This is a genomic window from Bacillus sp. AR13-1, assembly GCF_008042285.1.
Classification (GTDB): Bacteria; Bacillota; Bacilli; order Bacillales; family Bacillaceae_G; genus Bacillus_A; species Bacillus_A mycoides.
Window position 1 is genome coordinate 36,957 of sequence record NZ_QNUA01000062.1, and the last position, 21,980, is coordinate 58,936.

The window sequence follows — 21,980 nt, forward strand, 5'->3', positions numbered from 1 at the left end:
AAGAGAGAATAGAAATGAAAAAAATATTCAAGTTACTGGATTATCCGTTGGTGTTTTCGCTTATCGTTACAATTATATTTGGAATTTTGATGATGTATAGTGCTAGCTCAATTGTTGCAGTAAAAAATTATGGTTATAGTGGTGATTTCTTTTTTCGCTCTCAATTAAATAAACTTTTTTAGGAGTAATAGGGTTAATAATTTGTATAGGACTACCTTTACATATATGGAAAAAACGCATCGTTTCCGTGTGTATTGTAATTGTAAGTATTATATTACTATTTTTAGTTTTATGGAAAGGGAAAGTTGTTAATAATGCACAATCTTGGATATTTGGAATACAGCCTGCAGAATTTATTAAACTGGGTGTGATTATTGTACTAGCAGTTTTTTTTTCAAAGCGTCAAGAGGTGCAAAAATCATATTGGTAAGGCAGTGGTAAAGTTATTTTGTTTTTAATGTTTACGTTCTTTTTGATATACAAACAACCCAATCTAGGATCTGCATTATTAATTTCAGGAATAGGGGTAAGTATGTTTATATGTTTTGGAATAAACATTTCTATTTTAATGAAATGGATAACTGTTACTTCAATTGTTTGGGTACCGACTTTATACTTTCTTTTTAGGTTTGGTTTATCTGATGTTCAAATGGCACGTATTACAACGGTGTTCAATCCATTTCTTGATGCAAAAGGGGATGGTTACCAACTTGTAAATTCATTTATTGCCATAGGATCTGGTGGAGTTAGTGGACGTGGGTATGGAAATAGTATTCAACAGGAAGGTTTTTTACCTGAGCCTCATACTGATTTTATTATGTCAATTGTATCTGAGGAGCTTGGAATTATAGGGGTACTAATCATATTAACTGGTTTATTAACTATAGTACTTCGCTCTTTTAAGATTGCTCAAGAGTGTAAAAGTCAATTTGGAGGTCTAATATCAATAGGAATCGGGAGTATGATAGGTCTTCAATCTATTGTTAATTTAGGAGGTGTCACGGGAATGTTCTCTCTTACAGGCACCCCGCCTTCTATTTATTGGTTATGGTGGAAGCTCTTTAATGGCTAATTTAATAGTAATGGGACTTTTAATAAATATCTCAATTTTCAATAAAAAAAGATAATATATTTGCTTATGGAGGAGAAATGTTAAATTTAATAAACAATCTAGATTATAATGGATTTCGGTATATAAATGAGCATGTGAAAGGAAATGTATACATCGATTATTTAATGATCTTTTTTGCTGAATATGCTCAGTATATGTTCATACTATTATTTATGATTCTTTGGTTAAATAAAAAATATAAAAATAGAACCTGTGTAATTCAAGCTATTATAGCATGCTGTTTTGCTTTTGTGTTGAATAGAATTATTGGATTGTTTTTTTATAGAGAACGACCATTTGTTTCTCAGTTGAATATAAAACAACTTGTTGAGCATACCGCTAATGCCTCTTTTCCTAGTGATCATGCTACAAGTGCCTTCGCAATAGCTATAACTTTATGCTTATATGAAAAACGTTTAGGGAAAGCATTTTTATTGTTAGCTTTTTTAATTGCTTTTTCAAGGGTCTGGGTAGGAGTACATTATCCGCTGGATGTATTAATAGGAGCTGTTTTAGGATTTTTATGGGCCTTCATAATCCATTATATAGTTAAAACTAACTTCAAAAATAATAAATAAAGCATCTACACTATTATACTTGCGACAGACCACATTATATTCAAAATTTTTGCTGCTAATAAGAGGAAACCTATAAATAAAAATTACTTTTTACGGTGAGAATAATACTATTTAAGTGCGATTGCACTTCTAAATTTGATTAAAAATTCAGGGTGATTATAAAAATATAGCTTTAAAATTATATTTTGAAAAAACAGGGGGATTTTATTTAATGGGTAGGAGGTTAAGTTGTTGCGATCTAATAAAAAAAAATCTTTTTATAATCAGGAAGTACTAGGAAAAAATTATAAAATGCTAAGTGAAATTGCAAAAAGTGATGTTGAGTCGACGTTAGCTTTTTTTAAAACATCGTCTCATGGACTTTCTCAGGAAGAAGCTACTAAGCGGCTTGAAGTATATGGGGAAAATAAAGTGATTTATCAAAAAAGAATAAAATGGTATATAACATTATTTAATTCTTTTAGAAGTCCGTTTATTTCTCTTCTAATCATATTAGGGATGTTATCTTTTCTTACTAATGATATAAAGGGTACTATTATTGTAGGGATTATGGTGGCTGTAAGTGTGTTAATTCGGTTCATACAAGAAATTCGTTCTCAGAAGTCTATAGAAAAATTAAAAAATCTTGTATATGGAAAGGTAACTGCTCTCAGGGGGGGAGATGTTTTATATAAGGAAAATAAGAGGGCGGTATTAGAAGAAAGTGGAAAGGTACAAGTTGCTCTTGAGAATCTTGTACCAGGGGATATTATAGAATTATCTGCCGGGAATATTGTACCTGCAGATGTACGAATCATCTCATCGGAAAATTTACTTGTAAATCAATCATCACTAACAGGGGAAGCATTACCCATTGTTAAAACAAATCAGTATTTCCATATGTACAAAAAACGTAAAATTAGAAAAATCCAAAATTTGATCGAATTGGAAAATCTCTGTTTTATGGGAACTCATATTATAAGTGGTACCGCAAAAGCAATAGTTGTGGGTACTGGAACAGATACTTACTTTGGTTCAATAGCAAAGAATCAGTTTAAACTGAACAAGAAATCTGATTCTAGATTCGATAAAGGGGTAAGCAAAGTTAGCTGGCTATTAATTAAATTTATGATTATCATGACACCTATTGTTATGATAATACATGGATTTATAAATGGGAATTGGTATGAGGCATTTTTATTCGCTTTAGCTGTAGCGATTGGACTTACTCCAGAGATGCTTCCAATGATTGTGACCGCTAATTTGGCTAAAGGTTCTATTAATATGAGTAAAAAGAAGGTACTTGTAAAACAACTATCTTCTATCCATAATCTTGGAGCTATGGATATTCTCTGTACCGATAAAACAGGCACATTGACAGAAGATAAAATGGACCTGGTATGCCATACAGATACTAATGGAGAGAAGTCGGATGAGGTTTTGAAATTAGCGTATTTAAATGGCTACTTTCATACAGCATATAAAAATGAAATTGATCTATCGGTTATGCGTTATGTAAGAGATAGTAGTGAATATAATATATCTCAATACTCACAAATAGATGAATGCCCATTTGATTTTAATCGAAGACGAGTTTCAGTTGTTGTAGAAACAAATGCTAACGAACGAATAATGCTATGTAAAGGTGCTGTTAGAGAAGTTATATCAATTTGTAGTTATATAAAAGAAAATAATAAGATAATTCCTATTACAGATGAAATCCAACGTAAAAATAAACACTTAATTGAACTCTGGCAGGAACGGGGGATGCGTGTTGTTGCAGTTGCATATAAGCAGTTAAAGAGTGATAAAGTGGGGAGTTACTCTATTGATGATGAATCAGATATGATACTTGTTGGATATGTTGGTTTTTCAAATCCACCCAAACAATCGGCTATGGCTGCACTTCATACTCTACAAAAGAAAGGGGTACAAGTGAAAATTTTAACTGGCGATAATGAGTCCGTGACAAGAAATGTATGTAGGAAAATGGGCTTGTATATAGGAGAACCAGTACTGGGTTATGAAATTGATAGTCTTCCTGATAAAGCATTAGTAAAACTTGCAAGTAAAACAAGTGTGTTCGCAAAATTAAATCCTAGTCAAAAATTTCGTATTATTAAGGCACTTCAAATGAATGGCCATACAGTTGGATTTATGGGGGATGGAATTAACGATGTGTTTGCTTTAAAACAGTCTGACGTTGGTGTATCTATCCATACAGCAGATGATATCGTTAAAGAGTGTTCAGATATTATACTTATAGAAAAGAATTTACATGTATTAGAAGATGCTATTGTGGAAGGGCGGACAACGTTTGGAAATATACTGAAGTATATTAAGATGACAGCAAGTTCAAATTTTGGAAATGTATTAAGTTTATTAATTGCTAGCGCATTTCTTCCTTTTCTTCCAATGTTACCAATTCAAATATTATGTCAAAACTTACTATATAATCTATCCCAACTTTCAATTCCATGGGATAAAGTAGACAATGAATTTTTAGTGAAACCAAGAAGTTGGGATACAAAAGATTTATTTCGTTTTATCATTTTTATTGGGCCGGTAAGTAGTGTTTTTGATATAATCATTTTCATTGTAATGTGGAATATATTTGGTGCAAATATTCCTGAAATGCAATCCTTATTTCAAACGGGTTGGTTCGTAGTAGGGTTACTAACACAATTATTAATTGTGCATATGATTCGTACTCAACATATTCCTTTTCTACAAAGTACGGCTGCTAGACCTGTTTTGATACTTACAGGTTTAGTTATGATTATAGGGATTTCCCTTCCATTTACCAGGTTAAGTACCCAAATTGGCTTAACTCCACTTCCGTTGTATTATTTCCCGTGGTTATTTGGAATTTTAACAATATATGCTCTAGTTACTGAAATTATAAAGAAAATATACATCAGGAAGTTTAATCGATGGCTGTGAACTACTCGCCACTTAGCAAAGCTTGAAGTGGGAGCTTCTCAGTTCCACGATGAAAGCAACCTTTCGTCTCCCTGAGCGTTACTTCGGGGTGTTCCATCCCTAGATGTCCAACGCTTGGACGCTCTTTTGGTACGGTTGATATTTTACGCAGGAACCGAATGGCTTGGTTTTCGCACTCTATCTTCTTCCTGCAACCTCATATATCAAGTTATCAAAGAACTTCATATAGCTAGTTTATCAAAAGCTTTTGGCTATGCCAAACCGAAATTCATCTCCCACCTACCGTTGGGCTACGCCCTTCACACGCTTGAGGAAGGAGAATTATTTCGGGGAATTCGTTAAAACTAAAACATTTTGTTGAAGTTCATTGTACGTTGAAAAGGCGGAGTCTCTTTGGAGACTTCGCCTTTTCAGTATATCATGAATTACAGGAATTACTAGTAGCCTCATAATATTTCCTCATATATTCATGCCTCTGTTTATCTCTTGAGAAACTTTGCACCAGAACCATATATACCCTAGAAACACATGTTTCCCTACAGGAAAGGTGAATTCATCTTCCACTTAACTTATTGGTGCTATGCACCTTCACACAAATTGAGGGGGAAGGTTTCTTGGCTAAAAATAATCTAGATAGTTTAATTTCTAATTGTTCCTGTATCTTTTATTTTAACGTGTGTATTCACACGTATTTTAGCTTTTGAAAAAGCGCGCAACCAATCTTCTTTTACCTTTTTCCATTCTTTATATTGAAAAGCTCTAGCGTGTAATGATAAACCAATTGGATCTATTTTATTTCTCTGCATATCCTGTAACATGCCTTGTAATTTTTTATTGAACTCTTCCTGGATTTCATGTTCCAATCTACCTATATTCTTATTACCATGTAAACGAGTTTTAGTTAAGTTTCCGTTGGTTTTTTCAATTAAGGATACATTCATACTTACATCTATATTAAAAATAAATTTACCTTTTTGGAAATCAACACTAATTTTTCTCTTTGCATTTTGTACGAAAACAGACGCATTTGGCTTTTTATCAGATTTTTTTGGAGAAAGAACAAGGTGTAGTATCATCCGACCTGTATTTTTTGACTTATTAATAAGGTTGAAAAACTTCACATCGGTTTTAGGAATCTTCGTTAAGTACTTTCCTTGATGATTTAAAAATGCAATTCCTACCGTATCAATTTCATTATTTGTTTTCTTGATAATGGGAACAGTTTGCGTCATTCCCTGTTCATTTTTTTCTCTCATTAATTGTTGAATTGTAGAAGAGACGGATTGATTATTTTGAATTGAAGACTCGATTACACCATTTATATAAGATGGAAGTGATGGCTTATCAGGCCTATTAACTTTAAACATATCTTCTGCCGGTCCATCAACAAGCACCACTTTAGCATTAATGGTAGCGTAAGGATCACGGTAAGAGGAATCGAGCGCCTGTATCCAATTTTCTTCTTGTGCTAATTTATCCCCAATTAAAATAACTTCAGCTTTGGATGATGTCACATACCCTGTTAATTTCGTATCCATTTTGCTAAATCCATCATATATGGTTGACGCCTGAACCCAATGCTCTACAGTACTGCTTTGCTGTTTATGATGAAAGAGTGGTATGCTTGTGCCCACTTTTATGTTTCCATTAGAAGTACTATCTAAGCCGATTAAAAGGATTAAAGAAACTTTTTCAAGAGGAATTCTCTGACCACAACCAATTAAACATACACAACAGATTACAATCCATATCCATTTTCGAATCAAAGCTGTTTCCTCCTAGTAAACCAAGTAAAAACAATGCTGTAAGCGAAAAAGAAGATTGGTAATAGAATAAAGAAAATGATATTTAAGATATCCATAAGAGAATATATAAATAAATATTGATCCACATCGGGATTTAGAAAAACGAATAAGCCGACTATTAAAAGCATAAAACCAACCAGCACCCAATTGCGAACGGTTTTTTGAAATAAAATGGTCACAGATTCGAAACTGAAAAATAAATACGGATATATTGTAGTGGAAAATACAATCAAATAGTAAGCGATATATAAAATTTCTAATCGTTCTATGAAAGAAAAACGAACTCCTTTTAACAGATGAAATACTGGCCAAATTACGTCTTTTATCCCCTCCGGACTAAAGTATATATAAGAAAGAATAGTCACATATAGATAGAAAAACATGGTTCCAGTATTCGCTATTAGTATTCCTTTTATGGCTTTTTGTTTTTTTTGTAAGAACGGATAAATAAAATATGCAATTTCTAAGCCCGCATAAGGAGTAATGGTTTCTTTTGTTGCCTTTACAATAGGGTATAAGCCATCTTTAAAAATAGGTAGTAGGTGTAAAGGATTGTAGTTACTCTTTAGTGAAAAAAGAAGAAATAGTGGCATCCAAGTAGTGAAGAAGAAAACAAGCATAGAATAACTAGTAAGAGCCCTTAACCCACTCAGGGCTAAAATAATAAAAGGCAATAGTAATAATATGGAGATTTGATAAGCAGGAGTGGAGGGGAATATCCACACTTTTACAATATCAGTTGCCTTTAATAAAGTATTAAAACCAGCAAAAAATAGATAAAAGGCATATAAAAGAAGAAAAATTGTTCCTAGCCATTTACCAAAGTATGCATTTAAGATCTGAGAGAAATTTTTGTTAGGATTTTTTTGTAACATTAATATAATAATTACGCCAATTATAGAAGTAATTATCCATCCCAGAATGATAGAAATCCAGCCGTCTGTACCAGCGGTAGTGGCAAGAGGGCTTGGCATAATTAGCATACCTGATGCTAGTTGCAGTGAATGAATGAAAACAATATATTCGAATGAAGTTATGTTTTGGAATTTAAGATTCCCCATGTGAACCACCTTCTTTTTTCTTTCTTTGTTTCGGCTGTCCTGTACTCGAGCGGGTGGTGATCATAGAAATTGGAAATCTTACAAAAGAATCTTTTAACTCTTGGAGACGAAATGGTGCAATTGGCAATCCATAAGGTGAACCATAGGAAGTTAGTGAAACAAAATGAGCAAATAAGAGCATTAATCCACTAACAATACCTACAATTCCAAAAAAGTAGGCAAATAACATCATTGGAAAACGAATAAGCCGAATACAACTTGATAAATCATAATTAGAAACAACAAATGATGCAATGGCAGTAATAGACACGATAATAACCATAACATTACTCACAAGCCCTGCTTGAACAGCTGCTTGTCCAATTACAATACCTCCAACAATTCCAATGGTTTGTCCAATTGGTTGTGGTAGACGAATACCAGCTTCACGAAGCATTTCTAATGTGATTTCCATAATAAATGCTTCTAGTAAAGGCGAGAAAGGGACTTTAATTCTTGACGTTGCAATAGAAGTATATAGATCTAAAGGAATGATTTCAAAGTGGAATGAAACCATTGCAATATATATTGCGGGTAAAAATATAGCTATAATAAATCCTAAAAATCGTAATAAGCGAAAAGATGATGCAATCAGCCAATGTACATTATAATCATCGGGAGTCTGAAAAAATCCAATTAAATTCATTGGAACGATCATTGCACCAGGAGATCTATCAATTAACACTGCTACTTTACCATCAAGAATATGATTAGAAATAGCATCTGGGCGTTCACTTAAATAAGCCTGTGGAAAGGGAGTCCAATTTTGATCTTTTGTAAAGTTGGACAATTCTCCTACGCTCAATACTGTATCAGTTTTAATTTTACAGATTCTTGTCTCCACTTCCTGTACCACATCTTCGTTAGCTACATCGCCTAAGTAAAGTAAATATACAAAAGTAGTGGCCCGTTCTCCGATTGTCATTTTTTTAATTTTCAATTCAGTAGAAGGAATATATCGACGAATCAGACCTATGTTTTTAGTGACATTCTCAATAAACCCATCATGAGAACCTTTAATGGTAACTTCTGAAATAGGTTCCTGAATTGATCTTTCTGCCCATCCCTTTGTATTAATGAGAAGGGCTTTCTTTTCTCCTTCCATAAACAGTACACATTGTCCCTCAAGTAATCCTTCTTTAATTTCATTCCACGTATATACTATTTTGGTATGAGTAGCAATAATATTAGAATTAAATATTTGACTGTCTTCATTCACTTCTTGTAATAATGGTGTAACAACATTTCCTTTTAATGCAACACCATCTGTAAGGCCTTCAAAATAATATAGTAAAATATTCGTGTTTGTTTTTAATTGCAAAGGATGTTCAATCAAATCTGCACTAATATCAAAGATGTTATCTAATGTATTTTTAAGTTCTTTTAAGTTATTTGTTTGGATTTTTTCAATGGTTTTATCTGTCTTTGTTTCTAGGGTCTTTTCATTTAAGGACAAAATTGACACCTCTTTAATATATAACGATTAGTTGTAGTTATTATTTTTATATGTTTGAATTTTATTCACTAATTTAAACGGATTGAGATCAAGAATAACTAAAATTGAAGTACTATATTATAAATTCAATAATTGAGAGTAAAAAAGTAGATGTAATTTGTGTAGAAATCTAAGTATCAAGATAGAAGTGAAATTTGAATGATTATAATAAAAAAGAACCCTTGATAGGTTCTTTTTAATAGTTGGTAAATATGTTGTCAACAATAGATGGCGATAAAGGTAGTAATTTAGATGTCTTTATGTTACTCAGCTGAATTTTGTAGGAAGAATTATTTTTTCATACCTCAATGCTCAATAAAAAAGGACATTTCATTTATTTGGGTGTTTTAGTGTATTTGAATTTTGCACGCTAACAAATTTTGTTTAGGGACAAAATGTGAAGTTTTATTCTGAAATAACAGAAAGTTAATGCGGCAAAATTCCTATTGGTAATTTGGATAGGTATCAAATATTTCTTTGGCCTTATTTTCTTGATATGACCGTACGTTTATATGTTTCTAAGGGAAAGAAATATTTTCATTTTTATTACCATCTATTGTTTGATTAAGATGGTAACACGAAAATGAAACGTTTACAACCAGAAAATAAAGAAAAAATATTAAAATGCGACTTTTTTCGACAAATATTCCTATAAACCGTTTTGTGTTTTGTAGAAATTAGAAATAACTAAATTAGTAATAATAGCTTAATATATTAAAGTGAAATTCAATGAATAAGAGTCCAAAGGCATGAATTTAAATGATAAAGTTATAATTTTCTTTTTTGAACTGTAAGTGTTTTACAAGTATAGTTAAACTTTAATCCAACTAGCATTTCTTCCTTTTGTCACTAGCTTAATATGGCCAAACAATTGCAAGGAATTTAAAGCCTTACTGATTGTACTCTCTGCTATGTCTGGATATGTGTTACGAATACACTCCTTAGTAAAGGGTTGTTTTTGTTTAAGGATAAAATCCTGAATTCTCTCCACTTTAGTATGCTTACATATAGAATCTAGAACTGTATTATGAAGATCTTTGTACGCCTCTAATATAATAGTTAAAAACGTTTTTAACCAAAAGCTACTATTATGTTCCTCGCAGTACCAATTTACCGAAGATTTATAAATCGAATTGTAATATTCAGATTCATTTTTCTTAATGTATTTATCCAGACATACATATTTTACAAATGTATTTCCACTCTTAATTAATAGCAATTGCATTAACATAAGTGCCAATCTGCCGTTACCCTGATTAAAAGGGACTATGCAATAAAAATTAAATATAAAACGAGCTATTAATAAAAGTGAATGATGGCCCTTACTAGAATTTAATGAGTTATATTGATCACATAATTGTTCCATTACTTGTGGAATAAGCTCATGTGGAAGAATGCGGTAACTATTTAAGTGCATTCCGTTTTCAGGAATACCTGGAATAGTAAACGGTTTTTCGCGCCATTTGGCACTGTCAGAGGTAATGTAATGTATTAATTGAAAATGTAATTCCTGTATAGTCTCTGGATTGATTAATAAATCACAGGAATTCTTATGTACAAAAGTAAGTGTTTGATAAAAACAAAAGATAGCATCTTCCGAAATATTTTGAGGTACTATATCATCTAAAATAAGTTCTTTTAATCTTTTATTTGGGACTTTTATATCTTCATAGGTAGTAGTAAAGTTTTTTATGTAATGAAGTGGTATGGTTTTTTCTAAGCTAGTAAATATATCAGGATTTTGTTCCTGATAAGCAGCTAATTTTCCTTTTAATTCACTAATTTCACTGATTATATTTAATAGTCTCCTTTTTAATTCAATATTTTTATACTTATCATCGAAAAAATTTCTCATTTTTATTCCCCCTGTAACCCCTTAACATGCTGTTACATAAATCTTTCCATTCTAAAGATAGTTTACAACATTATTTTGAAATAACAATATATTTATTTTGATTTTGAACTTATTTTAGAATCAAAATTGTTATTTAAATTTGATTAACGAGTTAGAACTTATGATTAATCATGTTTGAATAAAGAATGAATATACACAGATAGAAAATATAGTTTGACGTAAATTCCTTTTTATGAATTTACGAGATGAAAATATAATTTTAGAATTATTATTAGTGTAGTTTGCTGTATTATTGCTGGGAATTTACTAGAAAGTAACTAATTTTCACAAATAAAATAAAGAAATCTTAAAGAGGAATCAATAGGATCTAATTTGAATAGGCATAATCCTAACACTAAATGTGCAAATGTACAATAATTAAATGAAAAAAATATGAAAATATCGACTTTTTTCGACAAAATAAATTAAATAGAAAAACAATCTAATGTAAGAAAATTGTTGCTTTAGATGGTCTCTGCATTTCATAAATTAATATTGAAGGAATTATCAAATGATTTTTACGAGTAATAAAAGAGTAGATATATATATTAAATTGTGACAATTATAAAGTTAGTATTCTCCATTTTCATTATTTAATTTAACAAATTTAATAATAGTAAGGTGACTTTTCTATATTTAATATAAGTATTTGAGGGGGTATGGTGATAAAAAGTGTCATTTTCTATATATCCATGTAGCATTTAGCACTTGTATTGCGAAATATTTTGACATAAGTTAATTTAAATATTAGGTACAGAAACATTTTAAGGAAAAGAGTCAGTATAAAAGTACCCTGAAAAACGTTTCACCCTAAAAACGTTTTTCCTCAAGAGATTTTTTCTCAGGAGCACTAAAGTTTTTTAATTTGTTTCTGTGCCTTATTAGATAAAAATAATATAATAAGTTGTTTAGAAACGGTGAAAATTTCCCCCATTATAAAATGAACTCATATCACTTAACGTCCGTATGGTCTAGTTAAAGTGGGAATTTAAAGAAAAGGAAAGGGCTAGCTCTAGTTATAATTAGTGCAATAAATAGGGGGCTACTCAAATTTTTTTGTTAGATTTGGTAGGAGTAATATTTACGTTTGTTGGACTAGGTGTATTAAAGTGCATACCCTTTTTGATTCAACCGATGAGGCGCTAATCAAGGATTTAATCATCTAGAATTTAGAAAGGTTAAATGTGGAACTGAATTTTCTGCTAAATTAGTAGAGACTAAAACAATCCCCTTAAATTGAATTATTCACTACTTAACGTCCTGATAGATTGTTTGAAGTGTTAGTAGGCAAATCTAAAAATAAAAAAGGATATTCTACTCTTCTTTTATGTATATAAAACAAAGTGTAAGGTAAGTTCCAGATCCAAAGTGTTTTATTTAATATTCATTCAATCTCATGCGTACTACTTTTATTTTCTTAAGAGCATGTATTTGCGTGGATGCTCTTAAGAGAATAAAATGCCTAAAAAAATAAGTATAAGCATACATTTTAAAAATTGATATATCGTATATTATAAAAAACTCCTTGTTCTTCAAATAACGAACAATACAATGTGAATGAAACTCTCAGAAGAATTTACATATAGAATTCACCTTAACTCAAAAAAACACATTTTATGCAAAATTATATTTGCTGCTATAGAAGGGTGGGGGTTAACATGACCAAAACTTGGTGTAGGTTCGTATTCCTTGTAAAATAAGTGATTCTTTACTGTTTTCTCTAGTTGTATCTATTAATGATTCATCAGGTTTCCTTCCAGTGGAAGGGACATAAGTTGTTACTACCCTTGGAAATATATTAATAAACACCCATTCAAATTTTTCGATATTTCTATTTCCAAATTCTAATGTTTCAATTGGCTTAATTGTATTTTCTCTATCAAAAAATTTTATTATGTAAAACCTTTTTGAGAGGTCACTACTATGTTCAATAGTCCAAATTAAATTTTCCATTTTCTTGATTTGCAACAAGTCCATTTCCGAAAATCCTTTCATACATAAATATAGCGAATGTTCCTATTCTATACTATATATTTTGAAATTTAAATAGTTATCTTATACGATGAGATAAAAAGAAGTTAATACTCTAAAATTTATCTTAGAAAAGGACACACCTACGCATACATATGCTATAGGTGTGTCCTTTTTTAGTTGTTTATAAGTTTCCTACAGAGTTATTGAAGTAAAGTTTCAACAGTGTCTCCATAGTGAAGTGAGATTCATTATATAAGATTCATTTAAACCGTATATTAAGTTCATATGAATCATATATTGGAATTTTACAATATGTGTGTAAGGCGTTTCTAGAATTATATTATTTTGAAAATATAAATTTCAATATACCAAAAAGTAAGAATATTAAACCGTAATAATTTTAGAATGTACTTCTAATTAAAAGACGTGCGGAAATGCACGGATAATAAAGGAGAATTTCTTATGACAATGTATAAAAGTGAAATGAAAAAGAGTGTAATAACTGAAGAGGATGTAGATATGTTAAAAATAATGGCACATCCAATTCGATTGCAAATTATAAACGAGTTAATTCAGTATAAAAAATGTAATGTTACACAATTGACGAAGCTTTTAAAAATTCCACAATCCACTGTTTCCCAACATTTATCGAAAATGAGGGGGAAGGTGCTAAAGGCTGAAAAAAAGGGTTTAGAGATGTACTATTATATTACTAATCTAAAGGCGAGTCAGATTGTTGGAATTTTAGGTTTGTAAATAAACAAAACTTCACATATTTCATTATAAGTAAAACGCAGAATAATCCCCCACAAATACGTGGGGGATTTCTTTTATGAAAATAATATCTGTCTTTTTGAGGAGTGACACGATGGTCACCATGAACACTATAAGAAGGGCAAGAATGTCACCATGTTCTAATGTGCTAATAAAAGAAAAATTTTGAAAGTGCTAAAACGCTTCATATTTCTCAATATAATTTATGTCGCAAAAATCTTTTAATTTCATCAAAAGCTAAGTGACGATGACCAGCCTGACAATGTTGTTCACCACCAGTTTTCTTAGTGAAAACTACAGAAGTGATGGAGGCTGCATTACATAGCTCCGATTCGATTTGCGGTAATCGGCTAATTGGAACGTACTGATCGTCTTCACCAGCCAGGAGCAATACTTCTTGATTTATGAACTGACCGATTCCTGCCATCGTATGTTTTTCAAAGTTTTTAAGTAAGTTAAATGGCGTTTTTTCACCTGTATTTTCCATACCTTTTTTAACTTTCCAGTTCAGGTCGATGCTGGTGGCCATCATTTGTTTAAACATGGTATTAATTTTGTCAGCTTCATTAGTAGCCAGAAGCGTGGTCAATTTATTCCAGATATTATCCGGCATGCGCATCTTGAGTGCATCAAGGCCACTATAAAAAATATTAAAGGCGATGACTTTGTCGATTCGTTTTTCAAAAGCGGCGGCACGCATTGCCAAGTAGCCGCCCCAAGAAGCTCCGAGAATACTAACACGGTCAAGTTTGAAATAGTCAATGACTGTGGAAACGGGCTTCTCCCAGTTGTGGATGAATTTTAAGCCGTTTTTCAGTGCTGTTCCTTGTCCAGGTCCATCAAAAACTATAATATTATAATTGATTCCTATGAGGTAGTTCATCATCTTCATCATTTCCTCCATGTAGGAATCGTAGCCTCCAAAGAAAAGTAGTGTATTACATGCGCCTGGTGTCATGAATTTGATTGCAGGAAGATAGGAATCTTCATAAGGAATTTGATAGGTTTCATACTCAAAGTCATGAAAGCCCTTATAAAAAGTTTCACGGTATTTTTGGTACACTTTTTCTTTTTTTGGATCGGATGATTCCATATAAAACTCGGCAGCCTGATAATAAACCGAAGCTAGATCGAAGTCTTTCTGATGCTCCCGCATTGCTGCATATTCTATCCAAGTGTTATACCAGCTGTCCGTGTCTGTAAGTCTTGGGATGATGGCTTGCAAATCCTGATTTGCCCGCTCATCGTCTTGATAGAAATCGTTGAAAAAACGGTTAATTTGCAAATTGAACTGTTCGTTGTTTACATACTGTTTAAACATAAAATCCCTCCTTATATTTGACTACAAGGTAAGGATAAGAGAAGTATATTAAAGAAACAACAAGCAGGAAAGGGTAAGAAGTACGAAATCGAACCATAAGGATATAAATGGTTTGATAAGCAACTTTGGGAAGGAGATTGATTATTAATGGGAGAGGATGTTCGCGTTTATAAAACGAAGAAAAATATTTCTAATACACTTATTACCCTCTTGAAAGAAAAAGAGTTTGGGCGAATTACAACTAAAGATATTTGCATACATGCTATGGTGAGTAAGTCCACATTTTACAGCCATTTTGCAGATAAATATGATCTTTTGGAAAAATTAGTGCAAAATTATGTCTGCTGGTTCAAGGAAGAAATTAAATTTCGTTTCGCATTAATAGAGAATGGAAATGTGGCTCAAGCTATTAATATGATAACCGATAAGATCTCAGCGCGAAAAAAAGAGGTTGCAACTTTACTCCATGTACGTGTTCCCTCAGCGGATTTACGTTTAGAATTAGAATCCATTTTATATAATGCCTGCTATTCCTATTTGAAAGAGCAGCAGGTTGAAGTAAGTGTGCCGATTGACTTTGTAGCTCAGTTGTATACAGCAAACGCAATGGTGTCAATCAATTGGTCGCTGAGCAATGATAAAAATCCAGATGTGGTTGAACTAATCGATAATATGCAGGAATATGTTTTTGATCTGATTTTATCAGGGGCGAGAGAATGTAATAAATCATGAAACCTGCTTAATAATGTAGTTATCGTGTGGGGGTGTGGTTGTAAAAAATTAAGTAATCGATATTTGGATTTTTTGTGAATCTTTATTGGTTTTTTATAAACTCTTTACTACATAATGTTACAAAATAGAATTAATTTGCTTAATTTATCCCCATATCAGGTTAATAAATAAACTAAATGTGTTTATGTTATTGAACTATTAATATATTAGTAGGTGATTTGTTCGTTTATCCCTATATTGCTATTATATTAGCATAAACAATATATTGGGGGGACAAGTATGAATTTGAAATTAACATCTAAGTTAGAAAGATTAAGAAAAAGTAAAAAAGGAATTGGTGCTTGTGTTTTAGCTGCAGGGGTGACGGCAATTACAATGATTCCTCAAAGTGCATATGCACATGGGTTTGTTGAAAAGCCGAGTAGTCGTGCTGCTTTATGTAGTCAGAATTATGGAGCATTAAATTTAAATTGTGGAAATGTAATGTACGAACCTCAAAGTCTAGAAGCACCTAAAGGATTCCCAGATGGTGGACCGATTGATGGGAAAATCGCTTCGGCAGGAGGACTGTTTGGAGGGATTCTTGACCAACAAACATCAAATCGCTGGTTCAAAAACACAATAAAGGGGGGAGCAAATACATTTACATGGAAATACACAGCGGCACATTCTACAAGTAAATGGCATTATTACATTACCAAAAAGGGATGGGATCCTAATAAACCATTAACACGTGCTGAATTAGAACCAATTGGAACTGTGAAACATGACGGTTCGGCAGCATCAAATAATTTAACACATACAATTAATGTACCAACTGATCGCAATGGTTATCATGTTATTTTAGCTGTATGGGATGTAGCAGATACGTCAAATGCGTTTTATAATGTAATTGATGTAAATCTAGTAAATAATGAAGCTCCCGATACAGTAGCTCCAAGTCAACCAACTGGATTAAATGCGTCTAAAGTTTCTGCCAATAGTGTTGAACTAACATGGAAGGCCTCTACTGATAATATAGGTGTAAAAGAATATCAAGTGTTACGCAATGGAGAAGTAATTGATACGGTACCAGGTACAACTTTTATTGATAAAAAACTAAAAGCAAATACGGAATATACCTATACAATAAAGGCATTAGACTCTGCTGGAAATATATCAAAAGAAAGTGAAAAACTAAAGGTTAAGACAACAAATGCAATCCCAGATATAGAGGCTCCGACTCAACCTAAAGGATTACATAGTATGGGTACAACAGCGACAACTGTTGATTTGATGTGGAGTCCGTCTGAAGATAATGTAGGTGTTGACCATTATGTTGTATATAGAGAAAACGCAGGGGTTATGAATAAAATTGGGACAACGGATAATACATCCTTTGTGGATAAAAATTTAAAGGCAAATACATCGTACAAATATGTAGTGACAGCGGTTGATTTAGCTAGAAATGAGTCTAGTAGAAGTGATGTTTTAACTGTAGCAACAAAACTAGATGGCTCTACTTATGAAAAATGGGATGCAAGAAAAGCATACAATAAAGGTGATAAAGTAGTACATGAGGGAAAAGTGTATGAAGCGGTTCAAAGTTATCAAGGGAACGGCGATCCAAATTGGATTTTTGCACTATCGATTTGGAAGCCAGTTTTAAATAAATGATAAGTGGAAAAGGGTAGTTATCACTTATTCTATGTGCAATACCGGAACAGGGGTGCAATTTTTACTCTTCATCCCAATATATACGAAATGAAATTATTAAAGAACCCCAATGGTAGTCCATCAAAAAGGAATTCCATTGGGGTTCTTTATTTTTTAATTTGTAATAGCGTATATTTTCACTGTAAATTTGTTAGTGGCACCAAGTGGGCTTGCAATATAATATTTAGTATTCGTATAAGCTTCAGTCCTAGATCCATGTGAAATATTTTTCCAACGAATAGAATCTGTACCTAGGGAAACATCAATCATTACATTGAAAGAAATAGTAGAAGGATGATCTTTTTCTGAAGGCTCAATAATCCATTTTAATTCCTTAGTACCTACAGGTAAACTATCAATTTTAAAGTTTTGACTGGATCGATTTTTTTGACCGGATAAAGGACTAGATTCGGAAGAAATTTGCGAAATTAATATTTCTTTTTCATTCGAATGTATACCATTTAATTTAATGATACTATCAATTAAACCTGGTCCAGGAAAATCAGCTGCAATGATACCAGTATGTTTCATTCCACCTTGTTGTAAGAACTCAGTTCCAAGTGTATTCATTCCACCATAAAATACTTGACCATTTATATCACGAGGGAAATCTTCCCACGCATTAGTTGTAGCTTTTTGAATCATCTTGGGGTTACTATCAGTATTTCTGCTCTCTTTACCACTTGCAACAAACCAAGGATAAACATTATTTAATAATGCAGCAGCACCACCTGTGCCACTAAAATGGTTAAGATAGATTTTATCATTATTAAAATTATTATTTGCATTTTGAAGGTGGGTTTTCACCGCATTCCATTTTTCATACATTCCGTCGGGTCCGTTTTCAATTTCAAATGTATCTTGTATATTTAAGCTATCGTAATTAATACCATATTGCTGAGAGGCTGTAAAGTTTTGTAAGATTACAATTTTCCCTCGGATGTCTCCTAGAGTAGGATTATTTCTTTTTGAAGTTGGTACAGAACTCGGATCCCAAAAATAGGAAGAATTAAGGTCTTTGTATTTATTAAGTATTTCCTCGAATGATAGTGAGCCACTTTCAGGAGTAGTTTCTTCTTTTAAGCGCATTAAAATTGTTTCTGTAGGATGATCTTTTAAAAATTGAATTGCCTCTTTTAATACATCTTCAAACATTGCTTTTTGATTTACAATCCCATGGTACATTGCAAAAGAATCTTTTACACGTTTAACACGCATATCTACATATCGAATTCCGGAATTTAATTGTTGTGGTAGACTCATAGTTTGATTTCTTGTCAAATTTTCATCAAGAAAACTTGCTCCATGTAAAGCCATTGTACCGTGAGTCCCTGGAATAGATATTTCACTCAATTTTGTTGAATCTGCTACTTTCGACATCCATGCTGGGTTTTGATAGCCTATATTGGATTCATAGGAATAACCTGGATGACTATCAGCAAAAATAGTAGATGGTGTACTTAAACTTGCTAGTGTGAAACAAGTAAGGATACTAATTTTAAAAAAATTCCTCATTTTTATTTTGTTCATTTTATCTCTCCTGACTTTTAAACAATAGATATAATAAAACAAGATGATTTTTTACTACATCTATTGTTTTCATTCTTAAAGTAATGAATTTTTGTGTTTGAAAAAATCAAAATAGGGTAGGAAGTTATTTGAGATTTTAATAGTTTGTTGTAATAAATTGTATCTAATAGTCAAACGGATTCTTAAAGAATTGAAGCATAGATAGGTAAAAAACAAACTTTCCGCTGTACTGTATACAAACAAAACAGAAGTCTTAAAAAAGACTTCTATTTTGTGACATATAATGAATGATAAGGTGGTTAACAAATCAAGATAATGTGACTGAGTGGTAAAAATCTATTTATAGCTGTTTCAGAATTTCTTATAACAAGGCTACTTAGGAAAAGTGGATCTCTACAATGCTAATAAAAATTTAAAAATTCTATTCATTAAAACTTAAACTAACTACAGTTGCGATAGATTGGGCTGCATGTTCCCAGCTTCCATCTATAACTTTCCCAATTTGTTGACCAAGTGCATTTAAATCATTTGGATTTACTGGAATCCCATTATACGCAGCAAGAATTGATAAAAGTGGAGCAGTAAATGGTGTCCAACCACCTCTATCAATATTAAATACAGGCTTATCTATTACCTTTCCATCTTGCACTGTAAACTCATAATAAAATTGATCATCTGGACGAAAACTTAAATGATGAGAAATTTGTCCCTTAACATATGTTTTACCGCCACCTAAATTTACTACTTCAATTGGTTTTACATTAAATTCATGCTCAAATACTTTAATTTTTTTAACTTCTGGACCATTTAAGGCAGCTTTAACTGCTGTTTCCAAATTATTTTGTGCAAATGGTTGAATACTCATCTGTGTCTCTTCTTGTTGGATAGGAGCCTCTTTTTCAGCAGCAAACACCGATGTACTTGGTAGTGCACCTGTAGCCAATGTAGCTGCAAGTGCTGTCGTCATCATGATTTTTCTTTTCATCTTCATAGTTTTCTTCCTCCCTTAAAGTTATGATATATAATTTTTTAAAGACTGACATGGGGCAATATTTTATTTCATAATGCACGCAAAAAAATAGTTCAAGAATTATGTGAAATTATGTCAGAAAATTAAAGTTAATTATATATGCACTTACAATGATAGCTATCTACACATGTTTTTTCAATTTTCTAATAAATAATACAGTAATACCTTTTCATAAGGCAATTTAGTGTTTCAATTCTCTCTTTGTACGTTTTAAACAAATTAAAATCGTAGTGGTAATAATATATTTGTAATCAAATGTCGTATATACTTCAAGAAAAGTACACAATATTTTTATAAAAAACTATAGGAATTATCATGATATAGTTATCAAACTAAGTAAGATAAATGTTAATATTATGAAGAGATTCCAGTGATCTGCTATAAAATTACTGAGCAATGAGCATGACATCATACACGCATGCGATTGAAAAATTTTATAAGTGGCGTATAAAACTATAACAAATACTACAAATCAATTAAAAAATTTCAGTTATTCTGAATGCGAAGGGCACGTAATATTTATTGTGAACTGTAGTACTGATTAAGATTTTAGGAGGAAGTTATGAACAAGAAGATTAAAAGAATCATATTAATTATTGGTATATTAGTAGGCATTAGTATCTTTTTATATTTACAAAACAATTTAATAAGTATAACTGAGGTTAAAATAACCTCTAGTAAAATTCCCTCTTCTTTTAAAGGATATAAAATACTACAAATTTCAGATTTACATAATAAAAAATTTGGTGATAATCAAGACGTTTTAATTCAAAAAGTAAAAAGCATAAATCCAGATATTATTGCTATTACGGGTGATTTAATAGACAGTAAATCGTACGATGCAGAAATGAGTATGCAAGTAATACGAGAACTTGTGAAGGAATATCCGGTATATTTTGTGACAGGAAATCATGAAAAATGGTCAGGGAAATATAACAGTTTAGAAAAAAAATTAAAGAAACAGCATGTCACTGTTTTAAGAAATGAACATGTAATAATACAAAAGGGAGGACACGAAATAAACTTGTTAGGAATTGATGATCCGGAATTTAATACTGGAGATATTGATGAAGGAAGTATTGTAAAAGATGCAATTGTAAAAGCAAAAATTGAAACGCTGCCAGATAGGTATAATGTATTATTATCCCATAGGCCTGAATTTTTAGAAGCATATGCTGATGAGCAAGTAGATTTAGTGTTATCGGGTCATGCACATGGGGGGCAAGTTCGGTTACCTTTTATCGGGGGATTAGTTGCTCCTAATCAAGGAATACTGCCCAAATATACAGCGGGTTTATATGAACAACAAAATACGTCTATGATAGTTAGTAGAGGATTAGGCAATAGTATCATTCCGCAAAGAGTTTTTAATAGACCTGAGATTGTAGTCGTGCAGTTAAATTAATCTGTACGGCTTTTTTGTTCAGGAGAATAATTTAAAGGTAGTTTTTCTTGAGTACAAGTTTCCATTACAATTTTGTTAAAATTTTTCAACGTTACATAAAGTAACAAAATTTGACCTATTGAGTTTGTTATAGTGTAAATAATCAAAAAACTTAAAAATTAGTCGAGTTAAAATAGTTATTATTAAGCAATATTAAAAATATAAAGGGGTGTACAAATGCATAAAGAATTTGAAATTGAAGAATATACGGCGATTGAGGAGCAAATTCATTATTATAGTACGTCTTTATTAGTAAGTCATCCTGAGCAAATTGTAAAGTATTTAGAAAAACGGTTGGAAAAGTATGCAGAAACGTTACAATATGCACATTTATATCCGGAAACGGTTATATTACCAATACAGCAAATAGTTATCGAATATTCATTAGATGTTGCTAGAATTAGAAGGTATTTAAATTTAAAAACATAACAAAAATCAAATAATTTACAATGAAACAGAGTCGACTTTAAGAAAAGATATTCTAATGTCGACTCTGTTTCATTGATTTAGTAAATAACAGAAAAAATATATGTTTGAAAAGTTTGACATATAATAATTCAAGAGTAAAATAAAAG

General features: G+C 31.6%; 15 protein-coding genes and 1 pseudogene. 8 read left to right on the top strand and 8 right to left on the bottom strand.

What is annotated here, in order from left to right; all coding sequences use genetic code 11:
* Nucleotides 1–14: 14 nt before the first annotated feature.
* From DN408_RS30585 to mgtA, 3 genes and pseudogenes are all read left to right on the top strand, one after another.
* A pseudogene (locus DN408_RS30585) lies at nucleotides 15–1,127 on the top strand (FtsW/RodA/SpoVE family cell cycle protein).
* Between the two features lie 22 nt (nucleotides 1,128–1,149).
* Nucleotides 1,150–1,689 (top strand): undecaprenyl-diphosphatase, encoded by a 540-nt coding sequence (locus DN408_RS30590; protein WP_016126998.1) that lies wholly within the window; start codon nucleotides 1,150–1,152, stop codon nucleotides 1,687–1,689.
* Between the two features lie 228 nt (nucleotides 1,690–1,917).
* Nucleotides 1,918–4,611 (top strand): magnesium-translocating P-type ATPase, encoded by a 2,694-nt coding sequence (gene mgtA / locus DN408_RS30595; protein WP_078179151.1) that lies wholly within the window; start codon nucleotides 1,918–1,920, stop codon nucleotides 4,609–4,611.
* Nucleotides 4,612–5,249: 638 nt separating this feature from the next.
* Here mgtA and DN408_RS30605 read toward each other — a convergent pair.
* The 5 genes from DN408_RS30605 to DN408_RS30625 form a co-directional block, all read right to left on the bottom strand.
* Nucleotides 5,250–6,377, bottom strand: a complete 1,128-nt coding sequence (locus DN408_RS30605) for a Ger(x)C family spore germination protein (protein ID WP_002185803.1) — start codon at nucleotides 6,375–6,377, stop codon at nucleotides 5,250–5,252.
* The gene (locus DN408_RS30610) at nucleotides 6,374–7,477 is read right to left on the bottom strand and encodes a GerAB/ArcD/ProY family transporter (protein ID WP_002185802.1); all 1,104 of its coding nucleotides are present in this window, start codon (nucleotides 7,475–7,477) and stop codon (nucleotides 6,374–6,376) included. The genes DN408_RS30605 and DN408_RS30610 overlap by 4 nt, the downstream gene beginning before the upstream one ends.
* Nucleotides 7,464–8,972, bottom strand: a complete 1,509-nt coding sequence (locus tag DN408_RS30615) for a spore germination protein (RefSeq protein ID WP_078179288.1) — start codon at nucleotides 8,970–8,972, stop codon at nucleotides 7,464–7,466. The genes DN408_RS30610 and DN408_RS30615 overlap by 14 nt, the downstream gene beginning before the upstream one ends.
* Nucleotides 8,973–9,822: 850 nt before the next feature.
* A complete protein-coding gene (locus DN408_RS30620; protein WP_002016992.1) occupies nucleotides 9,823–10,866 on the bottom strand; it encodes a Fic family protein in 1,044 nt (347 codons plus the stop codon).
* 1,692 nt (nucleotides 10,867–12,558) lie between these two features.
* Nucleotides 12,559–12,882 (bottom strand): hypothetical protein, encoded by a 324-nt coding sequence (locus tag DN408_RS30625; RefSeq protein ID WP_002085464.1) that lies wholly within the window; start codon nucleotides 12,880–12,882, stop codon nucleotides 12,559–12,561.
* Nucleotides 12,883–13,341: 459 nt separating this feature from the next.
* Here DN408_RS30625 and DN408_RS30630 point away from each other — a divergent pair, with 459 nt between their 5' ends.
* Complete coding sequence (locus tag DN408_RS30630; RefSeq protein WP_078179149.1) at nucleotides 13,342–13,635, top strand: ArsR/SmtB family transcription factor; 294 nt, start codon at nucleotides 13,342–13,344, stop codon at nucleotides 13,633–13,635.
* A gap of 211 nt (nucleotides 13,636–13,846) precedes the next feature.
* Here the strand turns inward: DN408_RS30630 and DN408_RS30635 are convergent, their stop codons facing one another.
* Entirely contained in the window at nucleotides 13,847–14,974 is a 1,128-nt protein-coding gene (locus DN408_RS30635) for an alpha/beta fold hydrolase (RefSeq protein ID WP_050000495.1), read from the bottom strand.
* 147 nt (nucleotides 14,975–15,121) lie between these two features.
* Here DN408_RS30635 and DN408_RS30640 point away from each other — a divergent pair, with 147 nt between their 5' ends.
* Nucleotides 15,122–15,706 (top strand): TetR/AcrR family transcriptional regulator, encoded by a 585-nt coding sequence (locus tag DN408_RS30640; RefSeq protein ID WP_147740511.1) that lies wholly within the window; start codon nucleotides 15,122–15,124, stop codon nucleotides 15,704–15,706.
* Between the two features lie 279 nt (nucleotides 15,707–15,985).
* Nucleotides 15,986–17,362, top strand: coding sequence for a lytic polysaccharide monooxygenase (locus DN408_RS30645; RefSeq protein WP_002168344.1), 1,377 nt, complete (start codon nucleotides 15,986–15,988; stop codon nucleotides 17,360–17,362).
* A gap of 153 nt (nucleotides 17,363–17,515) precedes the next feature.
* Here DN408_RS30645 and DN408_RS30650 read toward each other — a convergent pair whose 3' ends face one another.
* Together DN408_RS30650 and DN408_RS30655 are read right to left on the bottom strand one after the other, a co-directional pair.
* Complete coding sequence (locus DN408_RS30650; RefSeq protein WP_002127484.1) at nucleotides 17,516–18,931, bottom strand: phosphatidylinositol-specific phospholipase C; 1,416 nt, start codon at nucleotides 18,929–18,931, stop codon at nucleotides 17,516–17,518.
* Between the two features lie 421 nt (nucleotides 18,932–19,352).
* On the bottom strand, nucleotides 19,353–19,922 hold the full coding sequence (locus DN408_RS30655) for a hypothetical protein (protein ID WP_002127485.1): 570 nt from the start codon (nucleotides 19,920–19,922) through the stop codon (nucleotides 19,353–19,355).
* Between the two features lie 601 nt (nucleotides 19,923–20,523).
* Here DN408_RS30655 and DN408_RS30660 point away from each other — a divergent pair.
* Complete coding sequence (locus DN408_RS30660; RefSeq protein ID WP_002032218.1) at nucleotides 20,524–21,366, top strand: metallophosphoesterase; 843 nt, start codon at nucleotides 20,524–20,526, stop codon at nucleotides 21,364–21,366.
* A 216-nt stretch (nucleotides 21,367–21,582) separates the two neighbouring features.
* On the top strand, nucleotides 21,583–21,834 hold the full coding sequence (locus DN408_RS30665) for a hypothetical protein (RefSeq protein ID WP_002017002.1): 252 nt from the start codon (nucleotides 21,583–21,585) through the stop codon (nucleotides 21,832–21,834).
* Nucleotides 21,835–21,980: the final 146 nt, after the last annotated feature.

Bases quoted from the DNA above. Each gene is read 5' to 3' on its own strand.
- DN408_RS30655 (WP_002127485.1), bottom strand. From the start codon at position 19,922: ATGAAGATGAAAAGAAAAATCATGATGACGACAGCACTTGCAGCTACA.
- DN408_RS30640 (WP_147740511.1), top strand. From the start codon at position 15,122: ATGGGAGAGGATGTTCGCGTTTATAAAACGAAGAAAAATATTTCTAAT.
- DN408_RS30610 (WP_002185802.1), bottom strand. From the start codon at position 7,477: ATGGGGAATCTTAAATTCCAAAACATAACTTCATTCGAATATATTGTT.
- DN408_RS30635 (WP_050000495.1), bottom strand. From the start codon at position 14,974: ATGTTTAAACAGTATGTAAACAACGAACAGTTCAATTTGCAAATTAAC.
- DN408_RS30665 (WP_002017002.1), top strand. From the start codon at position 21,583: ATGCATAAAGAATTTGAAATTGAAGAATATACGGCGATTGAGGAGCAA.
- DN408_RS30625 (WP_002085464.1), bottom strand. From the start codon at position 12,882: ATGGACTTGTTGCAAATCAAGAAAATGGAAAATTTAATTTGGACTATT.
- DN408_RS30620 (WP_002016992.1), bottom strand. From the start codon at position 10,866: ATGAGAAATTTTTTCGATGATAAGTATAAAAATATTGAATTAAAAAGG.
- DN408_RS30650 (WP_002127484.1), bottom strand. From the start codon at position 18,931: ATGAACAAAATAAAAATGAGGAATTTTTTTAAAATTAGTATCCTTACT.
- DN408_RS30660 (WP_002032218.1), top strand. From the start codon at position 20,524: ATGAACAAGAAGATTAAAAGAATCATATTAATTATTGGTATATTAGTA.
- DN408_RS30630 (WP_078179149.1), top strand. From the start codon at position 13,342: ATGACAATGTATAAAAGTGAAATGAAAAAGAGTGTAATAACTGAAGAG.
- DN408_RS30590 (WP_016126998.1), top strand. From the start codon at position 1,150: ATGTTAAATTTAATAAACAATCTAGATTATAATGGATTTCGGTATATA.
- DN408_RS30645 (WP_002168344.1), top strand. From the start codon at position 15,986: ATGAATTTGAAATTAACATCTAAGTTAGAAAGATTAAGAAAAAGTAAA.